The following is a 22,031-nucleotide window of genomic DNA, read 5'->3' on the forward strand; positions in this document are numbered from 1 at the left end:
TCAAGCCTTCCCGAGCGCCTGGAGCAGATCGTCGACCAGGTCTTCCGGATCCTCGAGGCCGACGGAAAGACGAACGAGGCTGTCGCGGATGCCCCGCTTCAATCTTTCCTCCCGCGGCATCGAAGCGTGCGACATCGTCGCGGGGTACGACAGGATGCTCTCGACGCCGCCCAGGCTGACGGCGACCAGCGGCAGCGTGACCGCCTTCATGAATCGGACGGCGCTGTCGGCGTCGGACAGTTCGAACGAGACGACCGCGCCGGCCCCGTCGGCCTGGCCCGCGTGGGTCCCGCGCCCCGGATGCCCGGGGAGCCCCGGGTAATATACCCGCGCGATCCCGGGCGTCGCGGCAAGCCGTTCGGCGACGATCGCAGCGCTGCGCTGCTGCGCGTCCATCCGCACCGCGAGCGTCTTGATCCCGCGATGCAGCAAAAAGGCGTCCTGGGGCCCCAGGATGGCGCCGAACGCGCGCTGGACGAACCGGACCCGTTCCCCGAGTTCTTCGTTCGCGGTCACCACGATTCCCGCCAGGAGGTCGCTGTGCCCGCCGAGGAACTTCGTCGCGCTGTGCATCACGAGGTCGAATCCGTGTTCGATGGGGCGCTGGAGGTAGGGCGTCATGAAGGTGTTGTCGATCAGCGACAGGATGCCGGTCTCCTTCGCGATCGCCGCGACGGCCCGCAGATCGGTGACCTTCAGGATCGGGTTCGAGGGGCTCTCCACGAACAGCGCCCGCGTGTTCGGCCTGAGCGCTGCCCGGACCTTGCCGGGATCGGCCATGTCGACGAAGGTGGTCTCGAGACCCCACCCGCGGAACAGGGTGGTCAGCGCCCGGTAGGTGCCCCCGTAGACGTCCTCGGTCACGACCAGGTGGTCGCCCGGCGCAAACAGCATCAGCACCGACGAGATCGCCGCCATCCCGGACCCGAAGGCCGCCCCCGTCGTCCCGCCCTCGAGCACGGCGACCGCATGCTCGACCGCGTCCCGCGTGGGATTGTCGCCGCGAGCATACTCGTACCGGCCGGGTCGGAGGGGATCCTCCTGCCGGAACGTGGACACCTGGTAGATGGGCACGGTGGCGGCCCCGGTGTACGGGTCGGTCTCCTTCCCGGTATGGATGATGCGCGTCCCGAGCTTCATGGCGTTCCCCTTCTCGGCCGTATATCGAAATTCCCCAAACATTGTATATATTATCTATAGATCATGTCAACACGGGCACCAAAGGGTGATCTCCCGGGCCAAAAGGGCGGCGGGATTCGGCAGACGCCTGCATTATTTGCTACCCGGAAGCAATGAACCGGAATATGATCGAATCATCCGCAAACCCGCAAAAGAGGCAAGGAGGAACGCATGAAGCCGATGAAGCTTTTCCGTGTCGTCTGTCTTGTCGCCGTAACCGCCCTGCTGGCCGCCTCGGGCGTCTTTGCCCAGGGAACGGTCATCACGCTTCTGCACGTCAACGACACCCACTCCCACCTCGACGCCACCGGGCCCAAGGATGCCGCGCTCAACGGCACGATCGGCGGCATGGCGAAGGCGGCCACGGTCATCGGGACCGAACGCGCCGCCGCGGGCCAAAACGTCCTCCTGCTGCACGCGGGCGACGTCTTCCACGGCGACCTCTTCTTCAACCGTTATTTCGGGATCCCCGAATTCCGGATGATGCAGCAGCTCGGCTTCGACGCGATGGCGGTGGGAAACCACGAGTTCGACCTCGGGCCGGACACGCTCGCCTGGTCGCTCGCGACCGCCTTCGGCGCCCCACCTTCGCCCTTGCCGCTGCTTTCGGCCAACCTCGCTTTCCCGGACAATTCACTCCTCCGCCCATGGATCGACAATTCGATCATCAAGAACGTCGGGGGCGTGACGGTCGGCATCTTCGGCATGACCGTCCCGGGCGTCCCCACCACGAACTCCGGAGACGTGACGATCCTCGGGGCGGACAACGCGGCTCTCCTTTTCGGGATCGCGGCGCAGGAGATGGCGGCGCTTCGCGGGGCAGGGGCGAAGGTCGTGATCTGCCTGTCCCACCTCGGGATCCTGTACGACCGCGCGCTGGCGGCCAACGTCCCCGGCATCGACCTCATCGTCGGCGGCCACGACCATTATGCGTTCGAGCAGCCGATCTCCGTCGCCAATCCGGGCGGCACGCAAACGCTGATCGTGCAGGCGGGCGATCACTACCGGGACGTCGGCCGGCTCCGGTTCTCCGTCGAGGGCGATGCCTTCCGGATGATCGACTACGCGCTGCTCCCCGTCGATGCCAAGGTTCCCGCGGCCCCGGGACTCCAGGCGGCGGTCGATGAACTGAAAGCCGGGATCGTGGCGCAATACGGGGACGTCTACCGCACGGTGTTGGCGAGCGCGGAAAAAGATCTCGGGACGACGACCGATCCCGACCGGCGCAAGCGCGACAGCGCCATGGGCAACCTGATCACCGACGCCCTGCGCCACCGGACCCGGACCGACATCGCCATCACCGCCAACGGGCTGATCTCGGAAGGCATCACGGCCGGGCCGATCGTCGGGGCCGACATTTTTCGCCCCGTCAGCTACGGCTACGACCCGCAAACGGGACTCGGGCTCAAGCTCGCGACCTTCGATATCCGCGGCGTCGAGCTGGTCAAGGGGCTCGAGATCGGGCTGGCATACCTGGGGATCAACGAGGACTTCTTCCTCCAGGTCTCGGGGATGCGCTTCCGCTACGATTCGACCCGCCCCCCCGGCAGCCGGGTGCTTCCCGACACGATCCACATCGGAGGCCACCGGTTCTCGCCAACCGCCACGTACAGCGTGACGGTCAACGAAGGACTCGCGTTCCTCCTCCCCAGGATGGGGCTCCAGGTGACGAACCTGACCGCGTTGCCCGACCTCGAATACATCGTCCTCCGGGATTACGTCACGCGGCTCGGAACGCTGGACACCGGTTCCCAGGGGCGGATCATGGATGAGGGGATCGATCCGGGGAAGCAAGGGAAGCACGAAAAGCACGAAAAGGATCATTGATGGAGAAGCAGGCGGCCGGACTCGAGAGTGCCCGGCCGCCTGCCGGAAATACTTAAAGTCCCGCCAGGATCTCTCCTGCCCGCTCCAGCGTTTCCTCTTTCTTCGCGAAACAGAACCGGAGCAGCTTCGGGTCGGTCCCGTCGCCGTAGAAGGGAGACAGCGGGATCGCCGCCACTTTGTGGACCCGCGTGAGCCACTCGGCCACCTCGGTGTCGGGCCGGTCGGAAAGCCGGCGATAGGAGACGAGCTGGAAATAGGTTCCCGCGCAGGGATAAGGCTCGAACGAGGATCCGCCGAGTAGCGACAGAAAGCGGTCGCGCTTCCGCTGGTAGAACGCGGCCAGGCCGGAGACGTTCGACGGATCGGACAAGTACCCGGCCAACGCGATCTGGAACGGGGTGTTGACGCAGTAGGTGACGAACTGGTGGACCTTCCGGATCTCCTGCATGATCGCCTCGGGAGCGATCGCATAACCGATCTTCCAGCCGGTCGCATGGAACGTCTTCCCGAACGAGAAGACCGCGACGCTTCGGGAGGCGAGACCCGGGCGCGCCAGGACGCTGCGATGGGGAACCCCGTCGAATACGATCCGCTCGTACACCTCGTCGCTCAACACGAAAAGCCCGTGCCGGCGCGCGATCGCCTCGAGCGCCTCGAGGTCGCTCTCGCCCAGCACGGTGCCGGTGGGGTTGTGCGGGTTGTTGACGACGATCAGCTTGGTGCGGGGGGTGATCCGCCGGCGGACTTCGTTCCAATCGACCTGGAATGCGGGAGGACGCAGGGGAAGATGGATCGGGACGCCGCCGTTGAGCCGTATGGCGGGGTCGTACAGGTCGTACACGGGGTCGAAGAGGATCGCCTCGTCGCCCGGGGCGATGAGCGCGGCAATCGACGAGTAGAGCGCCTCGGTCGCGCCGGCGGTCACCGTGACCTCGCCCTCGGGATCGATGGGCCGCCCGTAGCATGCGGACGCCGTCTCCGCGATGGCTTTCCGCAGCGGGAGGCAGCCCGGCATCGGGGCATACTGGTTGTGCCCGTCCCGCATGGCGCGGCCCACGAGCGCGATCAACGGCTCGGGCACGTCGAAATCGGGAAAGCCCTGCGAAAGGTTGATGGCGCCTTGCTCCTGCGCCAGCCGCGACATGACGGCGAAGATCGAGGTGCCGACCTCCGGAAGGCGGGACCTGAGCGTCGGGACGGTCATTGCCCGAACTTCTTCCCGACCTCCCACGCGTTGGCGAGGAAGCCGCCGACCCCGAAATAACGCCGGAGCCCAGTGTCGAACACGATCGGTTTCACCTTCGAGATGTCGGGATACCCCTTCTCCCCGATCACCGCGACATCGGCCTTCACATCGAGAATCCCGCCGACGAACAGCGTGTGCAGCCCTAAATCGGCGTGATGCACCAGGCGGCACTCGATGACGATCGGCGCTTCGGCGACGTACGGCGCATCGACGATCTCGCTGCGCACCGGGGTGAGCCCTGTCGCCGCGAACTTGTCGACGTCCCGCCCCGAGACGGTTCCGACGTAATCGACCTCGGCGGCCTGCGCCTCCGACGGGATGCTCACGGTGAATGCCTTGCGCGCCAGGATCGCCTCGTAACTGTAGGTCGCTTTGCGCAGCGACACGTTCACGCTTACCGGCTGGGAATTGCAGATCCCGCCCCAGGCGATCGTCATGATGTTCGGCTTCCCCGCGGCATCGTAAGTGCCGACCATCCACACCGGCGCCGGCATCGCCAGCGTTTTCGCCCCCACGGATTGCTTCATTCGTTGCCCCTTTCCCCGGCCGTCCGGGTCCTCCCAAGGATTCCGCCTTACCCGATCACTATACCGACCCGGAAGCCGGAGAGGTTCCAAGTTTTTATCCCGACCCGGTTGCAGTAAACTATTGTTGAATGCACCACACGGAGGTGAGCCATGGAAGATCGCGAGAACAGGATCGGAACCGGCGCAGCACTGCTTCTGACCGGAGCGCTCATCGGGGCGGGAGTCGCTCTCTTGCTCGCCCCCCAGTCGGGCCGGGCGACGCGGAACGACATCTCCCGCATTGCCCGGCGGGCTCGCCGGAAGGCCAACCGGGCGATCGAGGACCTCGCCGGCAACGTCTCGGAACTGGTCGCCCAGGTCGGCGAGAAGGCCGAAGAGATCCTCGACAAGGGCAAGGACCTCACCCACGACACGAAGAAGGAACTTCTCTCTGTCCTGGAATCGGGTCGGGACCGGCTCGAGGCGCAGCGGGCTAGGCTCCTCAAGAAGGTCGGCTGAATCGACACCGCGTTCATCGCGCCTGACCGGGTCCTCGAAGAGGGGTCTGCAACGATTCGACCAGTGCGGGGAGCGCTTTCTCTTCGATGCGTAATGGCGGCATCAGCGCGCGGGGACGGAATCCCCGCGGGTTGGCCACCCAACGGATTAGCGTTTTCGGGGTCCAGCGGTTTTTCGCATCCGGATTCCCCGGAGTATATTTCGTGAATAGCCCCGACAGGTTCGGGCCGATGGCGCCGGTTCCCATGCCCACACCCTCGCGCGATATCGCCCGATGGCATCCACCGCAATACCTGACAAAGGGCGGGCCGCCGAGCCGATCGCCCCTGTCGCGGAAGTGGACCTTGAACGGAATTTCCCGTGCGTTTTTCGGGCTGACTTGGCCTGCCATGCCGTTCCCGTAGATTGCGTTGACCAGCGCGTGGACGGCTTCTTCATCGAATCGGAAATCGGGCATGTAGACGGCCGGGAGCCGAATCGCATCCTGAAGCCGGGCAGGACGGGAACCGAATGCGGCATCCAGGTCGGAGCCCAGCCGCGAGCCTTCCCCTCCCGATACGTGGCAGCGCCGGCAGCCGGAACGGGTCATCAAGTCCCGCCCTCGCGCGGTTGCCGCATTTCCGGGAAGCGTGAAGCGGGCATACGCGGCGGACAGGAAGCCGCCGTGCGCCAAGGTCTTGCGATCGGTCGACGGATTTCCCCTGTGACAGGAAACACAACCGCAGACCTCCGCGTGATGGACCGGATGGCACCCCAGGCAGTGCACTTTTCCGACTGGCTGCGACGCATCCGATGCCCGGGGCACGAGCATGGCGAGCAGGAACGCAAGCAGCGGTGCGGTTCGCTTCAGAACGGCGAAACCCATTCCCAGTTCTTCCCACGGCAGAAAACGGCGACCAACGTCAGGACGACCACGATCCCGAAGAACAGGATGGCGATCAGGCCGCCCGTCCGGGGCGCCCGCTCGGTCTCCGGCGTGCCGTCGTCCGGCGTGATGCGGATGCCTTTGCCCGGGATCCAGGGAAGCCCTGCCAGAACGGCGAGCGACAGGATGGCCGGGTAGATCCATGCGGTCCCGTGACTGACCAGCTCCTGCACCCACAACAGGAACCAGGCGGACCTGGCGGGATTGGGCGGATTGCCGAAATCGGCCGCTTCCTGGAGGGGGGGAGGCCACGCAAGCGCCGCGATCGCCAGCACGACGAGGCATGCCGCCATGGCCCGCCCGATCAATCGAAGAAACGTGGGCTCGCTCGGGATTCTCACAGCCAGGGCAAGACCCCCTTGCTTTTACGGATCCGATAGAAGTGGAACCCGGAAAGGATGGCGATCGAGGCGGGAACAAGCAACGTGTGCAGCATGTAGAAACGGACCAGCGTGCGCGGTTGCCCCACCCCGTCGGGAGCCAGGAAGGAAACCAGAGAACAGGAGAAAGGCAGGGAACGCACGAGCTCCGTTCCGGTCTGGGTCGCCCAGAGCGCCAGCTGGTCCATCGGAAGCAGCGTGCCGCTCCACGCTCCGAACACGGCAAGCCCCATCAGGCCGCAGCCCAGGAGCCACGTCCATTCGCGCGGGGGACGGTATGCGCCCCGAAGAGCCACCCGAAGCGCGTGGAGCGCCAGGAGCACGAGGAAGACATGGGATGACAGCCGATGGAGTCCCCGGATGTACCGCCCGCAGAAAACGTCGGACTCGATCGACTGGATGGACCCGTAGGCGCCCGCGGGCGACGGCACGTAATGAAACGCAAGCAGCATCCCCGAAACCGCCAGCACGAGGAAGGTGGTGAACGCCATTCCCCCGAGGCAAAAGGTGACCTTCAACCGAAGGTCCTCCTTCCGGACAGTTCGGGGAAACAGGTGGATGATGAAATCAAGAAACATCTTCGCTCCGACGGGATGATGTCATCACGACGAGGGTGTCGCCCCTGTCCTCGACCGGCAGGCGCGCCAGCGCCTGGGTCGCCGGCCCCTTCAACACGTTGCCGGCCCGATCGAACTGGCTGCCATGGCACGGGCAGGCGATCCCGTCGGGTCCGACCGAAACGGTGCAGCCCAGATGGGTGCAGACGAGGCTCATCGCATAAACGACGCCGCGCTCCTTGACGACCACGACGCGGGATTCCCGATAGACCAGCGCCCCGCCCTCGGGAATGTCCGCCTTGGGAACCGTCAGCAGCTTCCGCCCATCCGCGGCCCGTTTCGCGGGAGAAAGCCACTTCCCGAGAAACAGCAGCGAGGCAGCGGCAGCTACCGACCCAATGAGCCGTCGACGCGATCGATCAACCGTTTCCATTTATTCACCAGCGCGATCTTGTATTCGCGATTCCGGGATTTTAGCCGGGCGATCCGTCCCTCGTCCAGGAACGCCCCGTTGATCACCCGCTGCCCCTCCCGGTCGCGGAATGCGGCAAGCGACAAGCCGTCGTCCTTCAACCGGAAGATGCGATCCGCCGCGGGTTCCCGCATCCATCGGTCGGGTGCGTCGTGGCACCCTTCGCACGTCACGCTGCCACGCCGGACGGTGTGCGGAAAGATCGTCTTCCACTCGGCCGCCAGCAACCGGTTCTCGACACGGTCCTTCATGCCGGGGCGAACGTCGGAATAATAGAGGATGAACCGAGGCAGGATCGGGCTCACCTTCCCCTGCCCATCGATCCCGAGCGGCGGCGCATCCTGTCGGTGAAGGTATACGCTCTTCATGTATCCGCCCTTTTCGTGCCGCAGGTCGAATCGGGACTTCGCATCAACGATCCCGTCGATTCGGAGATAAAAAGTGCCATACGGTTGAGCCGCCCAGGCCGAATGACAGGCGGAGCAGGTCATCCCGGACAGGTGCGACGAGATCGAATGCTCGACGATCTTCACGGACGCCTCGTGGCAGTCCGTGCAGCCCCGAGACGATCGACGACCTTCCGCAAGGCTTTGCATGGAATGGCAGGCACCGCACGCCATGCCCGCTTCCGCGTGGACGTCGGGCAGCATCTTCAGGTAATACTCGCCATCCCGGGATATCCCGCGGGCAAACCGGGCGTTCTCTTCCCGGGGGGCCAACCCCAGGTACTCGGCCCCGATAAAATCGCCCGAATGGCAGCGAAGGCATTTCCCGACCGGCGGCTTCGCTGCGGCGTGTCCACCCCCTTCGTGGCAATCGGCGCAGCCGGAAACGTGACACCCTGCACAGGCCTTTCCGAAGAAGGCCGGGTCGTACCGCCCGATCGTCCTGGCGGCGAACGCCTTCTCGGGAGCGCGGGTCGCCATCGGCCCGTGCAGAACCGGGAGATATCCCGCGTGGCATCCGGCGGGGGTGCAACCATCGCGCGCGGCATCGGCTCCCCGAAATCGGCGGTCGCCCTTCGCCCCGTGACACCGGGTGCAGGTCAGCGAGGCGTGTCCTCCCGATCGCCTGACGGTGCCGTGGCATTCCCCGCACCGGTCAGCCGGGGAAGCGAGCGAAGCGGCCGGGCTACCGATCAGCCAGCAGAGGACGATGAACCGCATCGCGAAGCGCACGGTAATCGAGTCTCCTTCGGTAGACGTTATCCGACGGCTTGTCGTGGCAGACGAGGCACAGGTTGACGGCAAGCGCGCGTTTGACCTCCGCCGCCGAAAGCGGCCTGGAATTTTCCCGCGTCACGGCCGCGTCCGCCCGAACCCGCCCCCCGTCCATCGACAGGAACGCGTCGAGCGCCTTGTCGTCGCGCTTCTCGCAGCGAAGGGTGCCCTCGAACGTGGCCCCGGAAAGGACTCCGGTGCCGAAGCCCAGGAAAGCCGGATCGGCGTGGCAGCGGACGCAGGCCACCGCCTTGTCCCCCGTGTTGTGCGAGAAGAACGGGGCGAACCGCAGCTGCGGCTTCCCTTTGTAGCGGGCCACGTATTCACGCCGGGTTTCACGCCCGCTCTCGTCGACGGCGGAGATGAACGTCTGGCAGCCGGGCGTCACCGTCGCAATCCGCCCCTGCTCGTCGAGCGCAAGCGGAAACGGGAACAGCGCGCGATAGTCCTCGGTCTCGGAGAACGCCCCCTCCGTTTCCTGCCGGCGGATGAAATCGTACGAGGTCCGGGTCTTGTCATAAGTCGTATGGCAGCCGTAGCATTGCACGACGGTGCGCGAGTGGCATGCGTGGCACGACATTCGCTCGTGGCCGACGACCGTGTGCGCTGGCGTTCCCGTTATGACGCGGCTTTCGTGCAGCTTCCCGCTCCGTTTCCCCTGCACCACGATTTTTTGGCCGGCGACGAACACGTTGGAATAGCTGCGCCCTTTCCCGGTGACGATCATCCGCATGCCCGGCCTGGTCGGAACCTTGTAGCGTCGTGATTCGCGAACCGGCTCTTCGTTTTCCCGGGCAATGTCGCGGTAACGCGGCAGTTCGGTCGCGCTGCCGTGGCAATCCTCGCAGCGAACCTCCACCTGCCGATAGAGGTTTTTATAGGCGTAGCCGTCGCCCATCACATCGCGGGAGGTGTGACAATCGATGCAATCCATGCCCCGGGCGAAATGGATGTCCGGCATGATCCCGGCGAGACTGCGGCCGCCCCCCATCATGCGGGGTCCCGGCTCGCCGTCCCGGGTCGGGACCTGGGCCGCATTGCCGTCGTAAAGCCCCTGGTAGGAAAGCGCGATCCGACCGCTCCGGTTGTGGCAGCGCAGGCATGTGCGGTTATCGGGGAGCGCCGATAGCGCATGGTTGTCGGAATATCCCCGTTTCCCGTGCACGGTCGGGTCGCCGCCCATATAGGTGGCGTTGTCGTTGAACGGGAAATGGCAGGCGGCACAGCCGGAAGCGTGGGACGCACCGAGGACCCTCGTCGGCTCCGCCCCCACGTGGCAAAGCGCGCAGAATTTCCGGTACAGCTCCCCGGACAGACCGGGCAGCGACCCGACCGGCAACGCTAAGAACGGCCGGCCCCCCGCGTCATACAGGTCCGTCCCCGCGGAAGCATAAAGGTTGTCCTCGCCGCCTTCCCATGTGGCCCGGATGTTCCGGATCATCCCGATGTTGGTAGTCATCAGCGAGCTTATCACGCGGGCTAACTGGTACGGATGACAGCGGCCGCAGCTTTTATCCCACGTTTGAGGCGCTGCGGGATTCCGGGGGGCAAACATCCCCATGTGGGAACGGTTCTTGTCCCTCGTCCGGTCATCGCCGCCGTGGCATGCGACACATGAAGCGTGGGAAGCCGAGGCCGGTTCGATACCTGCGTGACAGGTTTCGCAGGTGGAAACGGGGTGCCGCCCCGCAAGACGGCACCCCGAAAGAGAGACCAGCGACAGGAGAAGGAGCGCGGCAATCCTGCCCTTGCCGCTAATGGCCTTCCCCGATGAGCACCTTCTTCTTGAATTCGCGCCAAAGAAAAGCGTCTGAGTTCCGGGTCCCGTAGGGCAGATACCAAAGCTTGACTGCGACATCGATCTCCCGGTCGGCTTCGGCCGATTCTCCGTCGGGGACCGGAACGAGGATATCGAACCGCTCCTGGACCATCCGGTTGACCGGAAGGCCGGTGTCTTCAATGATACCGCTTTTTTCGTAGGGGCCTCGCCCCATCTTGCCGCCGCGCCCCATTTTCTGGGGAACCGGCATGTAGATCTTGGACTGGAAGTAAATTTCCTTGCCTTCTTTCGTGCTCGCGGTCACATCCAGGACCACCCGATTGGGGGTGGGTCAACCATCAGGGATCGAGTGGCCCGCCCGGTTGGTCATCGATACCTTGACCACCGCCTTGGGCACATACCTCGATCCGTCTCGCCAGAGGACGCCATACGCCTCAGGTACGAAGTCGATTGCCGCCTTCGCCATGCCCGGGTCCCGGTAGCTCTGCATGTTGTGACCCAGCCCGCTCTTTCTCATGTGGCAATCCTGACACTGCTCCCGGCCCCCATCGGCCCGGTATGCCCAGAGGTAGCTGCCGTAAGCCGTTGCGCACTGCGAAGGACCGTCGAACTCGAGATTGGGACCCAGGCCATGGCATTGGCCGCACAGGATCGCCTCCCCCATGATGGAACTCTTCGCCATCCGGGGATATTTCGGGTCTTCGTGCGCGCCTTCTTTGCTGCCGTAGACCACGCCTGCCTTCGGGTACCCCTCGCCCCATTTGTGGACGATCGCGTTCCGGTTATGGCAGACAAGGCAGTTGATGTTGAGCGATTTGATGAGCGGTTCTTCCTTCTTGGCCGCCTCGGTATCGTCGTTCTCGAACGCATCCTGCCAGCGGAAAAGCGACTCGACGATTTCCATGGCGACCGGGTCTTCCGCATCGGCCAGTTGCGGGAGATGGCACTTGGCACAGGTCATCAGGTGCTCGACCTTGATGTCCTTGAGCTCCTTGACCCCGGAATTCGGCCACTGCAACAGGCCGTTCTTGATTGCGGTCACGAAGGTGGCGGCGGTCCGCCCCGTCCCGTAGATCGACCGGGAGTGAACCGACTTTTCCCAACCTTCATGAATTTCTCGGTGACATTCGATGCAGGAGGACGAGTCGTACATGGACACGAGCTCCGATACCGTCCGCGCCTTTTTGACTGCGATCCCTTCCTGCCATCCGACGCCGGCACGTCCCGCCCCGGCGGGCGCTGCCGAGAACAACAACGCCACCGGGACAAGGACGATCAATATACGGCTTCGCTTCATGCGCTTCTCAGCAACCCTGCATTTCTTCAGAACCCGCCTTTTTCTTCTGGTCGATCGAAACGGCCTCGCCTGCCTTCAGGCTCGACGCCTTCCCCTTGCGGACCTGGATCGTCACCTTGTCGCCATCGACCTCGGCCACCTTGCCCTTGATGGTTCCGCCCGGTCCCTTGACTTCGACCCCGGCAGCTCCGACCGCTAGCCCGTGTCCCTTGGCCGACACGGTCACCTTTTCCCCCTGGACCGACACGACCTTGCCTGCTGCAGCAAACGCAAATCCGACCATGCACGCCGTAGCGAGCATCGCGCCCATCAAAACGATCATCTTTTTTCTCATGATTCCGAATCTCCTCTCAGGGTTTTAGAACACGACCTGAAGTTGCGTCGTGAACGTGTTGAAATCCTTTGAAGTCGCATTCTGCTTGTCGAAAGCGGCCTTGGACCACTCGAAAGTCAGCTTGAGCGCCTGATCGTTGTTCGGATTCAGGACGTTCTTGATGTAATAATTGGCGCCCGCGCCATACCAGGAGACCTTCTGGTCAAAGACGTTCCCGGAGGCGGCGCCATTCGAATCGTTGTTCAGGCTTGCAAAACGCCACTTTTCGTAACGTCCAAAGAACTGGAGCGGGGTCGACGGCAGCAGATAGCCGGCCTTTGCATAGTAACCGTTCTTCTGCCCGGCCAGGCCGAGGAGAGACGGGTCGGGATTCGCGCCCTTGTAGAGGTCGCCCAAGTCGATATCTTCGTAGGCGCCCGAAACCGTGACGGTGCCCACTTTTTCGATGGGGTATTCGAAGAACAGGTCGGCCGTCCAGCCTTTGTAATCTTCCGCTCCGCTTTTGTCGACGATATCGGCGTATGCGATCTTCGGCTCGACCTGATAGGCGCCGCCAACGGTCAACACTTTCTTCTTGCCGAGATAGGTGCCCTTGTAGCCGTAATCCTTCTCCGGATCGAGAAGGCTGACATGCCCGCGCACCCCGTACCGGAATGAGGATGCCGGCTGGGTTGCGTCCGCCGTGGTCGCTTTGCGGCCTTCGGTCACGTCGGCCCGATACTGGAACATCCCGCCGGCGATGTTGCCCCACACCCCGACGCCCTTGTCGCGCGTGGCGACCGACGGCGCGCGGAGAAACAGGGAACGGTCGAGCGTCAACGGCGCCTCGCACGCTTCCAGCGTTTCGCGGTTGAATCCGTACTTGAACTTGCCGATGTTGAACTGGAGGCGTTCATCGAGCTTGATCCGGAAATTCGCATCGATCAGCTCGAAGTTGCTTCCGGAATTGGTGTCCTGGACGTTCAACGGGTTGATATTCTGGTCTTCCGTGAACTCCGTCTGGACATAAAGTCCGAACATGTCGCCGTACTTGCCCATCAGCGCAAGCCGGTTCCTGCGGAAATTCATCGACATGGTGCTGTTCTCTTTCGCAGGGCCGCTTCCCGCATCGCGGCCCACGAGCTGGAACTGCCCCTTGTAATCGATTTGCAGCGCCCCCTCGTCGTCGGGGCCGAATGTCATCTGCGGCCCTGCGAACGACTCGCCCGCAAAACCGACCGCCAGTCCGAGCGCAGCCGCGAAAAGGATACCTGCCTTGAAAGACTTCCTCATGGGTCCTCCCCTGTGATTTTCGTTAATTGAATCCACAAGCCCGCAGGCCTTTCGTTCCGATCAGCAGCCGCCTCCGGCTCCTCCGCCCGTGCCGCCGCCCGAGCCCGTGGAGCCGGCGCCTTGCTGCATGTAGGCCGCGTCTTCTTTTTCGATCTGGTTGACGGCGGGATCGCTCGTGTTCGTGAAGGTTGTATCGACGATGGCGTCGACCGTCATCGCCTCGATCGTCGCGGCGTTGTCCTGGTTATAGACGACCAGCTCGGAAAGGGCGGGAACGTCCGTCGCCCAGGTCGCCGAAGGAAGTTTCCCGCCCTTTGCGGTGGCAATCGTGGACTGCTGGCCCCACTGGCTCCAGGAACCGTCGTAAAGCTGCGTCGGCCAGTCGAGAATCCCGTCGAGGGCGAAGAAAAGGGCCGAGGCGATGTAACCGGTCCGGCAGTAGACGTAATTCGTCTTCGAGGCGCTGGCGCCTTTCGCGGCGAAGAGCGCCGCCAGGTTGTCGGCCGGCAGATATTTCCCGGCGCTGAAAAGCGTCGAGAAGGTCAGTGCGGTCGCGCCTTTCATGTGCCCCTCGAAAACGACGTAATCGCCGGCTACCGCGGGAAATACCCCGGCCGTCGTCCGGAAATCGCCGTCATAGGAAAAAGCGGTGCCCACGCCAACGGCGTTGTCGCTGCCTCGTCCGTCGACAAACGCATTGGAGGCCGTGCCCGCCCTGACGGCGGCCATCATTTCGCCGAGGGAGGCGCGGACGCCGGCCGCGAGACCACCGTTATCGCGGACGCTGAAGGTGGACGGCGCGACGTTTACGACACTGTTGTCTAGCGAGGAATAGGCGGCGAGCCAGGCGGCGTTCTGCCCGTCGAGCACCTTCAGGCGCGCCTTCGGGAAGCCCCAGTACCGGAAGACGAAATAGCCGCGGGCGGCCAGATACGACGCCTTCCCGACCGAGGTGGTGAACACCACGGTCGTGTTCCGGTCGATGCCGCATCGCTGGAGGATGGCGTCCATGTGCGCCCCGTCCGCGACCATCGAATTGCTCAGCGAAGATCCTTCCATCCGGTTCTGGTCGATCTCGCTCTTGTTCACCAGCACGGCGCCTGGGATGTGACCGGAGGAATACAGGGCCGGATTGTCGGTGATCTCGACCACGACGACCCGTTCGAAGCCGGTCCCGTTGACGAGCCCCGAATCGGCCCAATTTTTCAAGGTATCGGCCGAAATCAACGCGGTCGGAGTCTTGGTAACCGTCGGTTGGTCGTAACCGCCGCATCCCCAGACGACAAGAAAAGCAGCCAGAAGCCCCGCGGCGCAGGCTCCCATGATGATCCTTGCTTTACCCGTTTTCTTTCCGGACATAAACCCTCCTTTTGGAATAATTTCAGTGCCGGTCCTCACAATCCTTTTTCCTGGTCCTCGAAAGGAATCTCTTTTTCGGCTGCGGACCTCGAAACGGCACGAACCCGACCCGAAGGCGATGCCGCGACGAGTCGCCGGGGCGATGCGCCCGCCTCGGCAGGCGGCCTTCCAGACCGGAAGCCATTCGCACCCGGATCCCCATCGCCCGCCACGATTCCCTCGAGCGAGCGGACGACCGCCTTGACCGATGTGGCCTGCCCGCCCAGCGCCTCGGCCGATGCGGCGACCTCTTCGGCACCCGCGGCGGATTGCTGCGTTACCCGATCCAGTCGCGAAACCGCTTGCCCGACGTCTGTGATCCCTCGCGACTGTTCGGATGATGCAGCCGAAATCTCGCCCACGAGATCCGTCACCTTCCGGAACGCAACTGCGACTTCCTGGAATTCGTCGTTCGTCCGGTGGACCAGACTCGTGCCCTCCTTGATCTTTCCGACGGTGGATTCGATCAGGTCGGAGGTATTCCTGGCCGCTCCGGCGGCACGCTGGGCCAGGTTGCGCACCTCGTCGGCGACAACCGCGAAGCCGGCCCCCGCCTCTCCTGCCCGGGCGGCCTCGACCGCAGCGTTGAGCGCCAGCAGGTTGGTCTGGAAGGAAATCTCGTCGATCGTCTTGACGATCTTGCCTGTTTCCTCACCCATCCGGGAGATTTCGGTCATAGCCAAAACCAGGGCGCCCATCGACTCGTTGGCCTTGTCGACCCCGCATCGGGCCTTGTCCGCGAGCTGCTTCGCTAGCCCCGCGTTATCGGCGTTCTGACGCGTCATGGAGCTCATTTCTTCCATCGCGGCGGAGGTCTCCTCGAGCGAGGCAGCCGCTTCGGACGCCCCCCCCGCCAGCGACTGGGAGGAGCTGGTCAAATCGGATGCCGAAACGGATAGCTGCGACGCCCCCTCGTCCAGCGACCGAGCCGCTCGGGTCAGAGAACCGGAAAGATTCAGCGACAGGAAGATTCCGAACGCCAGCCCCAGCCCGACACCCGCGACGACCGCAATGATCGTAAACAGCTTGGTCCGCCGGACATCCGACTCGAATTCCCGGTCGATCCGCTCGGAGCTCGCCAGCTCGATCTCGATCAGCTTGTCCAAGGCGACACGCGTCGTGTGGAAACGCACGCGGGAAGGTCCCGTTGCCTCGTCGTATCCGGCCGACCGCTCCGCGGCGCTCCCCCCCAGGCTGGCCGTCACCCTGTCGGCCCCGCGAATCCAGTCGTCCCATGCCGTCTTGAAAGCCTGCCAGGCCGACTTCTCTTCCTGGCCGACCGGAAGCGACTCGAAGAGCCGGATTCCTTCGTCGGCCTGCTCGCGCGCCTTCTGGAGGTTTTTCATCATGCCCGCGATTTCGTCCTCGTCGAGTTGCGGCTGGAACATCACGAGCTCAACCCGCCTGGCGACGTCCAGAGCATCCTTGATCATCCAGATCGCGTTGACTGCGGGAAGCTGGACCGATCCCATCTGGTCCTGGGCGCCCTTGGCGAACAGGATGCCCCGATATCCGATCACGCCGATGACTGCGGCGATCAGTGCGACAACGACAAACGCCCCGATCAGCTTCTTCTTCAGGGAAAAGGTTCCGATCATTCCAGCCTCCTCAGCCGCATCATCTGCCCCCCCTTACATCGGGGGCCGGGTGTATCCGGGTCTCAGGAAACCCGAATCGTCTAGAGACAGGAGCTTCGCTTCCCGAAGCTGGCGCAGGTCGCGCTGCTTCGTCTTGTCGGCCAGCCTGCGATAGATTTCCTCGTACCAGGGGGACCGGCGAAGTTGATCGAGGGAGATCGGGGTCAGGGACGCCATCAGGTGGGTCACAATCGCGTATTGGCGCAGGTTGATCCCGTTCTCGTCACGAAGTCGACGAAGCTCCCCCTCGAACAGGAGCGTGCCCGTGATCCCGCTGACTCGTTCGAGTTTCCGGAGGAACGACGTCAGCATCGCTTCCAGATGGAACGATACGATCGGTGTGAAGGGTTTGGCCTCGCCCCGAACCGCTGCCTTCCGGGATTCGTTGAACAGCGCGTAATATCGGTCGACCCGCTCAGCGTAATAACGCCAGAGGCAGAAGGCGGCAAGCCCGTAGCCGGACGAGTAGAGGATCGAGGCTTCCAGAAGGCGCCCGACCAGGCCGTTGCCGGCCCAGAACGGGTGAATAAGCTCGAAGTAGAAGTGGACCAGCGGCGCCCGGATCAGCGCAGGAACGCCATAACTCGTGATTTCGTCGTGCCACGCGATGAGCCCGTCAAGCAGCCGCTCGATATCGGCTGCGAATTGCGGGGGAATATATCGTCCCCCGTGGCCTTCATCGCCGACCGGAATCGGTGTCTCGATGTTGCCGTCGCGCAGCTGACCGGGCCGGTTGCGCTCGTGCGTGACGCCTTCGGACAGGATTTCGTGAATCGACCGGATATACCCCCCGGTCAACCGCCAGCCGGTGGACGCCGTTTCTTCCCTGGCCATCTTGCAGGCGGTCCCGATATTGATCACCCGCAACTGGGATTCGGAACAGGGTTCACCGGGTTGTATACGGAGGGCTGCGTCGGTTTCGGACTCGGACAGCAGGCCTCCCTCGATCCGATGGGTATAGGAAACGCTGCAGACGTGGATTTCCCTTTCGAGCAAGGAAACCACTCTCGGGAGAAGCGGCGCGCGATCGAAACGGATCTTCGCCGCTTCGATGTGGTTCAGGAGAATTTGGAGCGATGAAAGGTCGACTCCGACCTGGATGGTGAACGACTCCGAGGAGGACAGATCGATCCGCTTGGGATAATCCGGCAAGATCATGGACTATATTGTCCCTGATAATGTCCGGTTGTCAACTACTTCAACTGCCCAATTAATAACAGTATTTATATAATTAAAACAGCTATCGGTAACAGTTGGTGTCCGCTTTAATGCCGCTCTACGATCCCGGTTGACGCGTCCGGCTTCGACCGCTAGACCCCCTCGAACAGCGCCGTCGACAGGTAACGCTCGGCCAGGTCGGGCAGGATGACAACGATCGTCTTGCCCGCAAACTCGGGCAGTTTCGCCAGCCGAAGAGCCACCGCCGTCGCGGCGCCCGAGGAGATGCCGACCAGAATCCCTTCTTCCCTGCCGAGCCGCTTCGCGGTCTCGATCGCCTCGTCTCCGCTGACCGTCTCGACGCGGTCGACCAGCGTCAGATCGAGCGTGTCGGGGATGAATCCCGCCCCGATCCCCTGGATCTTGTGGGGGCCCGGCTTCAGCGGTTCACCGGCCAGTTTCTGCGTAATGACCGGGCTCTCCTTCGGTTCGACCGCCACCGAAATGATCGCCTTGCCCTTCGTCTTCTTGATGTAGCGCGAGATGCCGGTGAGGGTGCCGCCCGTGCCGACGCCGGAGACGATCACATCGACCGCACCATCGGTATCGTTCCAGATTTCGGGCCCCGTCGTCTTTTCGTGGATCTCGGGATTCGCGGGATTCTTGAACTGCTGCGGCAGGAACCACTTGTCCGGGTCGGACGCCTTGATCGCCTCAGCCTTTTCGATCGCGCCCTTCATCCCTTCCGCGCCCGGCGTCAGCACCAGATTGGCGCCCAGCGCACCGAGCACCCGCCGTCGTTCGATGCTCATCGTCTCGGGCATCGTCAGCGTGAGCTTGTAGCCGCGCGCCGCGGCGACGTACGCCAGCGCGATGCCGGTGTTGCCGCTGGTCGGCTCGATGATCTGCACGCCGGGCTTGAGCACGCCCCGCTTCTCGGCGTCCGTGATCATGTTCTCGCCGATCCGGTCCTTGACCGAGTAAGCCGGATTGCGCCCCTCGACCTTGACGAGCACGATCGCCTTCGCGCCCTCCGTCATATGGTTGAGCCGGATCAGCGGAGTGTTCCCGATCGACTGCGAATTGTCGTTGTACACGTTGCCCATGGCCATCCTCCTCGCGGTTTCCTGATTAAATCGAAAAATCGATGATCTTCCGGCTCGTCATCCGAACCGCCCGGCTTCGCTCGACCATGTCGGCCACCGAGATGGCGTCCATGACGCCGGTGACGGCATTCTTGACGTCCCACATGACCAGTCGGATGCCGCAGCTCTCCTGGTCGTCGCATTCCTCGCACCGCGTGCCGTGCGCCTCGCTCAGGCAGGGCAATGGGGCAAACTCGCCCTCGAGGATCCGGACGACCTGGCTCACCATGATCTCGGCGGGCGGCACCGCCAGCAGGTAACCGCCCCCCTTTCCAATCCGGCTCACGAGAATCCCCCCTTTTCGCAACGCCACCAGGATGGCCTCGAGAAATTTCTTGGGGATGTTCTCTTTCTCGGCCAGCTCGGCGATGAGGATCGGCTCGCCGGTCGAATGCTCGGCCAGGTAGCCGAGTGCCTTTAGAGCATATTTCGTCTTCTTGGAAATCATCGCTACAGCGTCGCCGCCTGCAGCGCCTGGTTGAAATCGGCGATGAGGTCTTCGACGTCCTCGAGCCCGATCGAGAGCCGGATGAAGTCGGGCGTCACACCGGTGGCCAACTGCTCTTCGGGCGTCAACTGCTGGTGCGTCGTGGAGGCCGGGTGGATGACGAGCGATTTCGCGTCGCCGATGTTCGCGAGGTTCGACAGCAGCTTCACCGAGTCGATGAACTTTCTGCCCGCCTCGAGCCCTCCCTTGATGCCGAAGCCCAGGAGCGCGCCGTAATGCCCGTTCTTCAGATACTTGCTGGCCACCGCATGGTTGACGTTGTCTTCGAGCCCCGGGTAGTTGACCCAGGCGACCCGGGGGTGGTTCTTGAGGAATCGCGCAATCGCGAGCGTATTCTCGGAATGCTTGACCATCCGCAACGGAAGCGTCTCGAGCCCCTGGAGCAGCTGGAACGAGTTGAACGGCGAGATGCACGCCCCGAAGTCGCGAAGCCATTGGAGGCGCGCCTTGAAGACGAAGGCGACGTTGCCGAAGCCCGGGAAGTTGCCGAAGACGTCCCAGTATTTCAGGCCGTGGTAGCTGGGGTCGGGCTCGGTGAACTCGGGGAACTTCCCGTTGCCCCAGTTGAACTTCCCGCCATCGACGATGACGCCGCCGAGCGAGGTGCCGTGGCCGCCGATGAACTTGGTCGCCGACAGCGTCAGCAGGTCGGCGCCGTAATCGAGCGGCTTGACCAGGCCGATGCCGGCGGTGTTGTCGACCAGAAACGGAATGCCGGCCTCGTTCGCGATCTTCCCGATCGCCTCGAAGTCGGGGACGCTGAGCCCGGGATTCCCGATCGTCTCGGCATAGATCACCCGCGTGCGGGGCGTGATCGCCTTGCGGAACTCCTCGGGCTTGGTCGCCTCCACGAAGATCGTCTTGCGTCCGACCTTCGGGAAGGAATAATGAAGCTGGGAATAGGTGCCGCCATAAAGGTTGTTCGCCGACACGATCTCGTCGCCGACCTGGGTGATGTTGAGGAGCGCGGAGGCCGCCGCGGCCTGGCCGCTCGAGAAGGCCAACGCCCCGCTACCGCCCTCGATCGCAGCGACCCGCTTCTCGAACACGTCGGTCGTGGGGTTCATCAGGCGCGTGTAGATGTTGCCGAGCTCCTTCAGGCCGAACAGGTTGGCCGCGTGCTCGGAGCTCTTGAAAACGTACGAGCTGGTCTGGTAGATCGGCACGGCGCGCGACCCGGTCGTCGGATCGGGAATCTGCCCTGCATGAAGGGATAATGTTGAAAGGCCCGGCTGGCGCGGCTGACTCGATTCGCTGGACATGGGACGCCTCCTTCTTAATCTATATGTACTATAGATATTATATTGCGCTTTCGCGGTCAATATATTTTTCCCGTTTTCGCCCCCCTTCGGTGAAAATATTCCATGCGTCCGACGATAGGCCGGACTCGGAGCGAGGATCAAATGGAAATCAACGAAGTGCGGAAACGGATCGACCTGCTCGACGATGTGTTGCTGCGCATCTTCAACGAGCGGGCCCGGCTGGCGCTCGAGATCGGCCATCTCAAAAAAGGTCTCGGCCTGCCGGTGTACGACCCGGCGCGGGAGAAACGGGTCTTCACTCGCATGAAAGAAGACAACCCGGGACCGCTCGACGACGGCGCGATCGTGCGGCTGTTCGAGCGGGTCGTCGACGAATCGCGGCGGCTCGAGCGCATCATGTCGCAGGAGGAAGGACACGACGAATGCTGATCATCACGAAGGCCCACGCGTCGGAGGAAGCGCTCGACGCCATCAAGGAATACCTGATCACCCGCGGCTTCGACATCCACCAGTCCACCGGCGCGAACCGCACCATCATCGGCGTCATCGGCGACACCGCGTCGCTCGACGAGCATGCGATCGAGGCGTTGCCCGGCGTCAGCCAGGTGGTCCGGATCAAGAAAGACGACTGAAGCGCCACCCCGCTTCCCCCAATGGAAACGGCTCGCGGAAATTGCATCCGCGAGCCGTTTCCGCGTTTCCGCTTGCGCCGTCGGCGCCCGGCGGATTACGCCGTGAACCGACGCCGGCCGAAGCCGATGAGGCCGATGAGCCCGCTGCCGAGCAGCATCATCGTGCCCGGCTCGGGAACAGCCGTGTGGTAATCGAAGGAGGTCGTTCCCATTTCTCCGTGGTTGATCGTGGCACCGAGGAAGAGGAAATCGGTTGGCGTCAACGTGGCGGTGCCGAATCCGGTGCCGTGAATCTTGCCGGGCACATCGATAAAATTGAAAGAAATGATGCTGTCCAGAGCAAACGGAGCAGGCGTCGGTTTAGCGACGCCCGTGATCGCCGTGACCGAACCGACCGAATTGAAGGAGTTGCCATCGATATCGGATCGGAACCCCATATTGGCGACCGAGAACTTGTCATCCAGAAACGCGACATCCAGAAAACCGAGACCGATTGCGATGGTGTTGAGGTCCATTTCCGGTGAGCGCACACTCCCGAGGAGCGGTTTCGAGACCCCCGTGGAAACATCCAGAGCCCAGCTTCCGAAACTGCCCACGAAGCTGACCGCACCAACGACCGGATTTTGGTCGCCCACCCCCCCGTCGGTGATGGTCCTCACGTTGGTGCCGTCGCTCAGGTAAAGAATCGCGGCCGCATTCGCATGCGACGCAAACAAGGCCGATGCGGCGAAGAGTGCCAAGGCAGGTAACAAAATACGTTTCATATCATTCTCCTCC

The 22,031-nt window shown here is 63.3% G+C and carries 23 protein-coding genes; 4 read left to right on the forward strand and 19 right to left on the reverse strand.

Annotated elements, in window-relative coordinates:
• The gene (locus VGK27_07115) at nt 1-1,140 is read right to left on the reverse strand and encodes a PLP-dependent aspartate aminotransferase family protein (GenBank protein ID HEY3489875.1); all 1,140 of its coding nucleotides are present in this window, start codon (nt 1,138-1,140) and stop codon (nt 1-3) included.
• A 210-nt stretch (nt 1,141-1,350) separates the two neighbouring features.
• On the opposite strand from VGK27_07115, the gene VGK27_07120 reads away from it, so the two are divergent.
• Nucleotides 1,351-3,006 (forward strand): bifunctional UDP-sugar hydrolase/5'-nucleotidase, encoded by a 1,656-nt coding sequence (locus tag VGK27_07120; protein ID HEY3489876.1) that lies wholly within the window; start codon nt 1,351-1,353, stop codon nt 3,004-3,006.
• Nucleotides 3,007-3,058: 52 nt separating this feature from the next.
• Here VGK27_07120 and VGK27_07125 read toward each other — a convergent pair whose 3' ends face one another.
• Both VGK27_07125 and VGK27_07130 read right to left on the reverse strand, forming a co-directional pair.
• The gene (locus VGK27_07125; GenBank protein ID HEY3489877.1) at nt 3,059-4,210 is read right to left on the reverse strand and encodes a methionine aminotransferase; all 1,152 of its coding nucleotides are present in this window, start codon (nt 4,208-4,210) and stop codon (nt 3,059-3,061) included.
• Nucleotides 4,207-4,779 carry a flavin reductase family protein gene (locus VGK27_07130; GenBank protein HEY3489878.1) on the reverse strand — a complete coding sequence of 191 codons (573 nt, stop codon included), beginning with the start codon at nt 4,777-4,779 and terminating at the stop codon, nt 4,207-4,209. The genes VGK27_07125 and VGK27_07130 overlap by 4 nt, the downstream gene beginning before the upstream one ends.
• Nucleotides 4,780-4,929: 150 nt before the next feature.
• Between VGK27_07130 and VGK27_07135 the strand changes: the two genes are divergently transcribed.
• Complete coding sequence (locus VGK27_07135) at nt 4,930-5,277, forward strand: YtxH domain-containing protein (GenBank protein HEY3489879.1); 348 nt, start codon at nt 4,930-4,932, stop codon at nt 5,275-5,277.
• 13 nt (nt 5,278-5,290) lie between these two features.
• Here the strand turns inward: VGK27_07135 and extS are convergent, their stop codons facing one another.
• From extS to VGK27_07210, 15 genes are all read right to left on the reverse strand, one after another.
• Complete coding sequence (extS, locus tag VGK27_07140) at nt 5,291-6,142, reverse strand: selenite/tellurite reduction operon c-type cytochrome lipoprotein ExtS (GenBank protein ID HEY3489880.1); 852 nt, start codon at nt 6,140-6,142, stop codon at nt 5,291-5,293.
• A complete protein-coding gene (locus VGK27_07145) occupies nt 6,124-6,543 on the reverse strand; it encodes a hypothetical protein (protein ID HEY3489881.1) in 420 nt (139 codons plus the stop codon). Before VGK27_07145 ends, extS begins: the two co-directional genes overlap by 19 nt.
• Nucleotides 6,540-7,160, reverse strand: a complete 621-nt coding sequence (locus VGK27_07150) for a cytochrome b N-terminal domain-containing protein (GenBank protein HEY3489882.1) — start codon at nt 7,158-7,160, stop codon at nt 6,540-6,542. Before VGK27_07150 ends, VGK27_07145 begins: the two co-directional genes overlap by 4 nt.
• Complete coding sequence (locus tag VGK27_07155; GenBank protein HEY3489883.1) at nt 7,150-7,572, reverse strand: ubiquinol-cytochrome c reductase iron-sulfur subunit; 423 nt, start codon at nt 7,570-7,572, stop codon at nt 7,150-7,152. The genes VGK27_07150 and VGK27_07155 overlap by 11 nt, the downstream gene beginning before the upstream one ends.
• Complete coding sequence (gene extO / locus VGK27_07160) at nt 7,527-8,789, reverse strand: selenite/tellurite reduction operon b-type cytochrome iron-sulfur cluster-binding subunit ExtO (GenBank protein HEY3489884.1); 1,263 nt, start codon at nt 8,787-8,789, stop codon at nt 7,527-7,529. The genes VGK27_07155 and extO overlap by 46 nt, the downstream gene beginning before the upstream one ends.
• Nucleotides 8,743-10,689 (reverse strand): selenite/tellurite reduction operon c-type cytochrome ExtM, encoded by a 1,947-nt coding sequence (gene extM, locus VGK27_07165; protein HEY3489885.1) that lies wholly within the window; start codon nt 10,687-10,689, stop codon nt 8,743-8,745. Before extM ends, extO begins: the two co-directional genes overlap by 47 nt.
• A complete protein-coding gene (gene extKL, locus VGK27_07170; GenBank protein ID HEY3489886.1) occupies nt 10,586-11,908 on the reverse strand; it encodes a multiheme c-type cytochrome ExtKL in 1,323 nt (440 codons plus the stop codon). The genes extM and extKL overlap by 104 nt, the downstream gene beginning before the upstream one ends.
• A 7-nt stretch (nt 11,909-11,915) precedes the next feature.
• The gene (locus VGK27_07175) at nt 11,916-12,242 is read right to left on the reverse strand and encodes a hypothetical protein (protein HEY3489887.1); all 327 of its coding nucleotides are present in this window, start codon (nt 12,240-12,242) and stop codon (nt 11,916-11,918) included.
• A gap of 24 nt (nt 12,243-12,266) precedes the next feature.
• Nucleotides 12,267-13,514, reverse strand: coding sequence for a selenite/tellurite reduction operon porin ExtI (gene extI, locus VGK27_07180; GenBank protein HEY3489888.1), 1,248 nt, complete (start codon nt 13,512-13,514; stop codon nt 12,267-12,269).
• Nucleotides 13,515-13,574: 60 nt separating this feature from the next.
• On the reverse strand, nt 13,575-14,873 hold the full coding sequence (gene extH / locus VGK27_07185) for a selenite/tellurite reduction operon rhodanese-like protein ExtH (GenBank protein ID HEY3489889.1): 1,299 nt from the start codon (nt 14,871-14,873) through the stop codon (nt 13,575-13,577).
• 35 nt (nt 14,874-14,908) lie between these two features.
• Complete coding sequence (locus VGK27_07190; GenBank protein HEY3489890.1) at nt 14,909-16,510, reverse strand: methyl-accepting chemotaxis protein; 1,602 nt, start codon at nt 16,508-16,510, stop codon at nt 14,909-14,911.
• Nucleotides 16,511-16,543: 33 nt separating this feature from the next.
• Nucleotides 16,544-17,707, reverse strand: coding sequence for a Fic family protein (locus VGK27_07195; protein HEY3489891.1), 1,164 nt, complete (start codon nt 17,705-17,707; stop codon nt 16,544-16,546).
• 152 nt (nt 17,708-17,859) lie between these two features.
• Entirely contained in the window at nt 17,860-18,813 is a 954-nt protein-coding gene (gene cysK, locus VGK27_07200; protein HEY3489892.1) for a cysteine synthase A, read from the reverse strand.
• A gap of 25 nt (nt 18,814-18,838) precedes the next feature.
• On the reverse strand, nt 18,839-19,300 hold the full coding sequence (locus VGK27_07205; protein ID HEY3489893.1) for an Rrf2 family transcriptional regulator: 462 nt from the start codon (nt 19,298-19,300) through the stop codon (nt 18,839-18,841).
• Between the two features lie 2 nt (nt 19,301-19,302).
• Nucleotides 19,303-20,622, reverse strand: coding sequence for an O-acetylhomoserine aminocarboxypropyltransferase/cysteine synthase family protein (locus tag VGK27_07210; GenBank protein HEY3489894.1), 1,320 nt, complete (start codon nt 20,620-20,622; stop codon nt 19,303-19,305).
• 141 nt (nt 20,623-20,763) lie between these two features.
• On the opposite strand from VGK27_07210, the gene VGK27_07215 reads away from it, so the two are divergent.
• Nucleotides 20,764-21,051 carry a chorismate mutase gene (locus VGK27_07215; protein ID HEY3489895.1) on the forward strand — a complete coding sequence of 96 codons (288 nt, stop codon included), beginning with the start codon at nt 20,764-20,766 and terminating at the stop codon, nt 21,049-21,051.
• Nucleotides 21,045-21,254: a hypothetical protein gene (locus VGK27_07220; GenBank protein ID HEY3489896.1), complete on the forward strand. Its 210-nt coding sequence runs from the start codon at nt 21,045-21,047 to the stop codon at nt 21,252-21,254. Before VGK27_07215 ends, VGK27_07220 begins: the two co-directional genes overlap by 7 nt.
• 95 nt (nt 21,255-21,349) lie before the next feature.
• Here the strand turns inward: VGK27_07220 and VGK27_07225 are convergent, their stop codons facing one another.
• Nucleotides 21,350-22,018, reverse strand: a complete 669-nt coding sequence (locus VGK27_07225; GenBank protein ID HEY3489897.1) for a PEP-CTERM sorting domain-containing protein — start codon at nt 22,016-22,018, stop codon at nt 21,350-21,352.
• Nucleotides 22,019-22,031: the final 13 nt, after the last annotated feature.

Source organism: Candidatus Deferrimicrobiaceae bacterium (assembly GCA_036504035.1).
In the GTDB taxonomy this organism is placed as follows: Bacteria; Desulfobacterota; Deferrimicrobia; order Deferrimicrobiales; family Deferrimicrobiaceae; genus JANXPS01.

Coding starts and splice junctions, on each gene's coding strand:
- VGK27_07115 (HEY3489875.1), bottom strand. CDS start 1,140: ATGAAGCTCGGGACGCGCATCATCCATACCGGGAAGGAGACCGACCCG.
- VGK27_07120 (HEY3489876.1), top strand. CDS start 1,351: ATGAAGCCGATGAAGCTTTTCCGTGTCGTCTGTCTTGTCGCCGTAACC.
- VGK27_07125 (HEY3489877.1), bottom strand. CDS start 4,210: ATGACCGTCCCGACGCTCAGGTCCCGCCTTCCGGAGGTCGGCACCTCG.
- VGK27_07130 (HEY3489878.1), bottom strand. CDS start 4,779: ATGAAGCAATCCGTGGGGGCGAAAACGCTGGCGATGCCGGCGCCGGTG.
- VGK27_07135 (HEY3489879.1), top strand. CDS start 4,930: ATGGAAGATCGCGAGAACAGGATCGGAACCGGCGCAGCACTGCTTCTG.
- extS (HEY3489880.1), bottom strand. CDS start 6,142: ATGGGTTTCGCCGTTCTGAAGCGAACCGCACCGCTGCTTGCGTTCCTG.
- VGK27_07150 (HEY3489882.1), bottom strand. CDS start 7,160: ATGTTTCTTGATTTCATCATCCACCTGTTTCCCCGAACTGTCCGGAAG.
- VGK27_07155 (HEY3489883.1), bottom strand. CDS start 7,572: ATGGAAACGGTTGATCGATCGCGTCGACGGCTCATTGGGTCGGTAGCT.
- extM (HEY3489885.1), bottom strand. CDS start 10,689: ATGTCGCAGTCAAGCTTTGGTATCTGCCCTACGGGACCCGGAACTCAG.
- VGK27_07175 (HEY3489887.1), bottom strand. CDS start 12,242: ATGAGAAAAAAGATGATCGTTTTGATGGGCGCGATGCTCGCTACGGCG.
- extI (HEY3489888.1), bottom strand. CDS start 13,514: ATGAGGAAGTCTTTCAAGGCAGGTATCCTTTTCGCGGCTGCGCTCGGA.
- extH (HEY3489889.1), bottom strand. CDS start 14,873: ATGTCCGGAAAGAAAACGGGTAAAGCAAGGATCATCATGGGAGCCTGC.
- VGK27_07190 (HEY3489890.1), bottom strand. CDS start 16,510: ATGATCGGAACCTTTTCCCTGAAGAAGAAGCTGATCGGGGCGTTTGTC.
- VGK27_07195 (HEY3489891.1), bottom strand. CDS start 17,707: ATGATCTTGCCGGATTATCCCAAGCGGATCGATCTGTCCTCCTCGGAG.
- cysK (HEY3489892.1), bottom strand. CDS start 18,813: ATGGGCAACGTGTACAACGACAATTCGCAGTCGATCGGGAACACTCCG.
- VGK27_07205 (HEY3489893.1), bottom strand. CDS start 19,300: ATGATTTCCAAGAAGACGAAATATGCTCTAAAGGCACTCGGCTACCTG.
- VGK27_07210 (HEY3489894.1), bottom strand. CDS start 20,622: ATGTCCAGCGAATCGAGTCAGCCGCGCCAGCCGGGCCTTTCAACATTA.
- VGK27_07215 (HEY3489895.1), top strand. CDS start 20,764: ATGGAAATCAACGAAGTGCGGAAACGGATCGACCTGCTCGACGATGTG.
- VGK27_07220 (HEY3489896.1), top strand. CDS start 21,045: ATGCTGATCATCACGAAGGCCCACGCGTCGGAGGAAGCGCTCGACGCC.
- VGK27_07225 (HEY3489897.1), bottom strand. CDS start 22,018: ATGAAACGTATTTTGTTACCTGCCTTGGCACTCTTCGCCGCATCGGCC.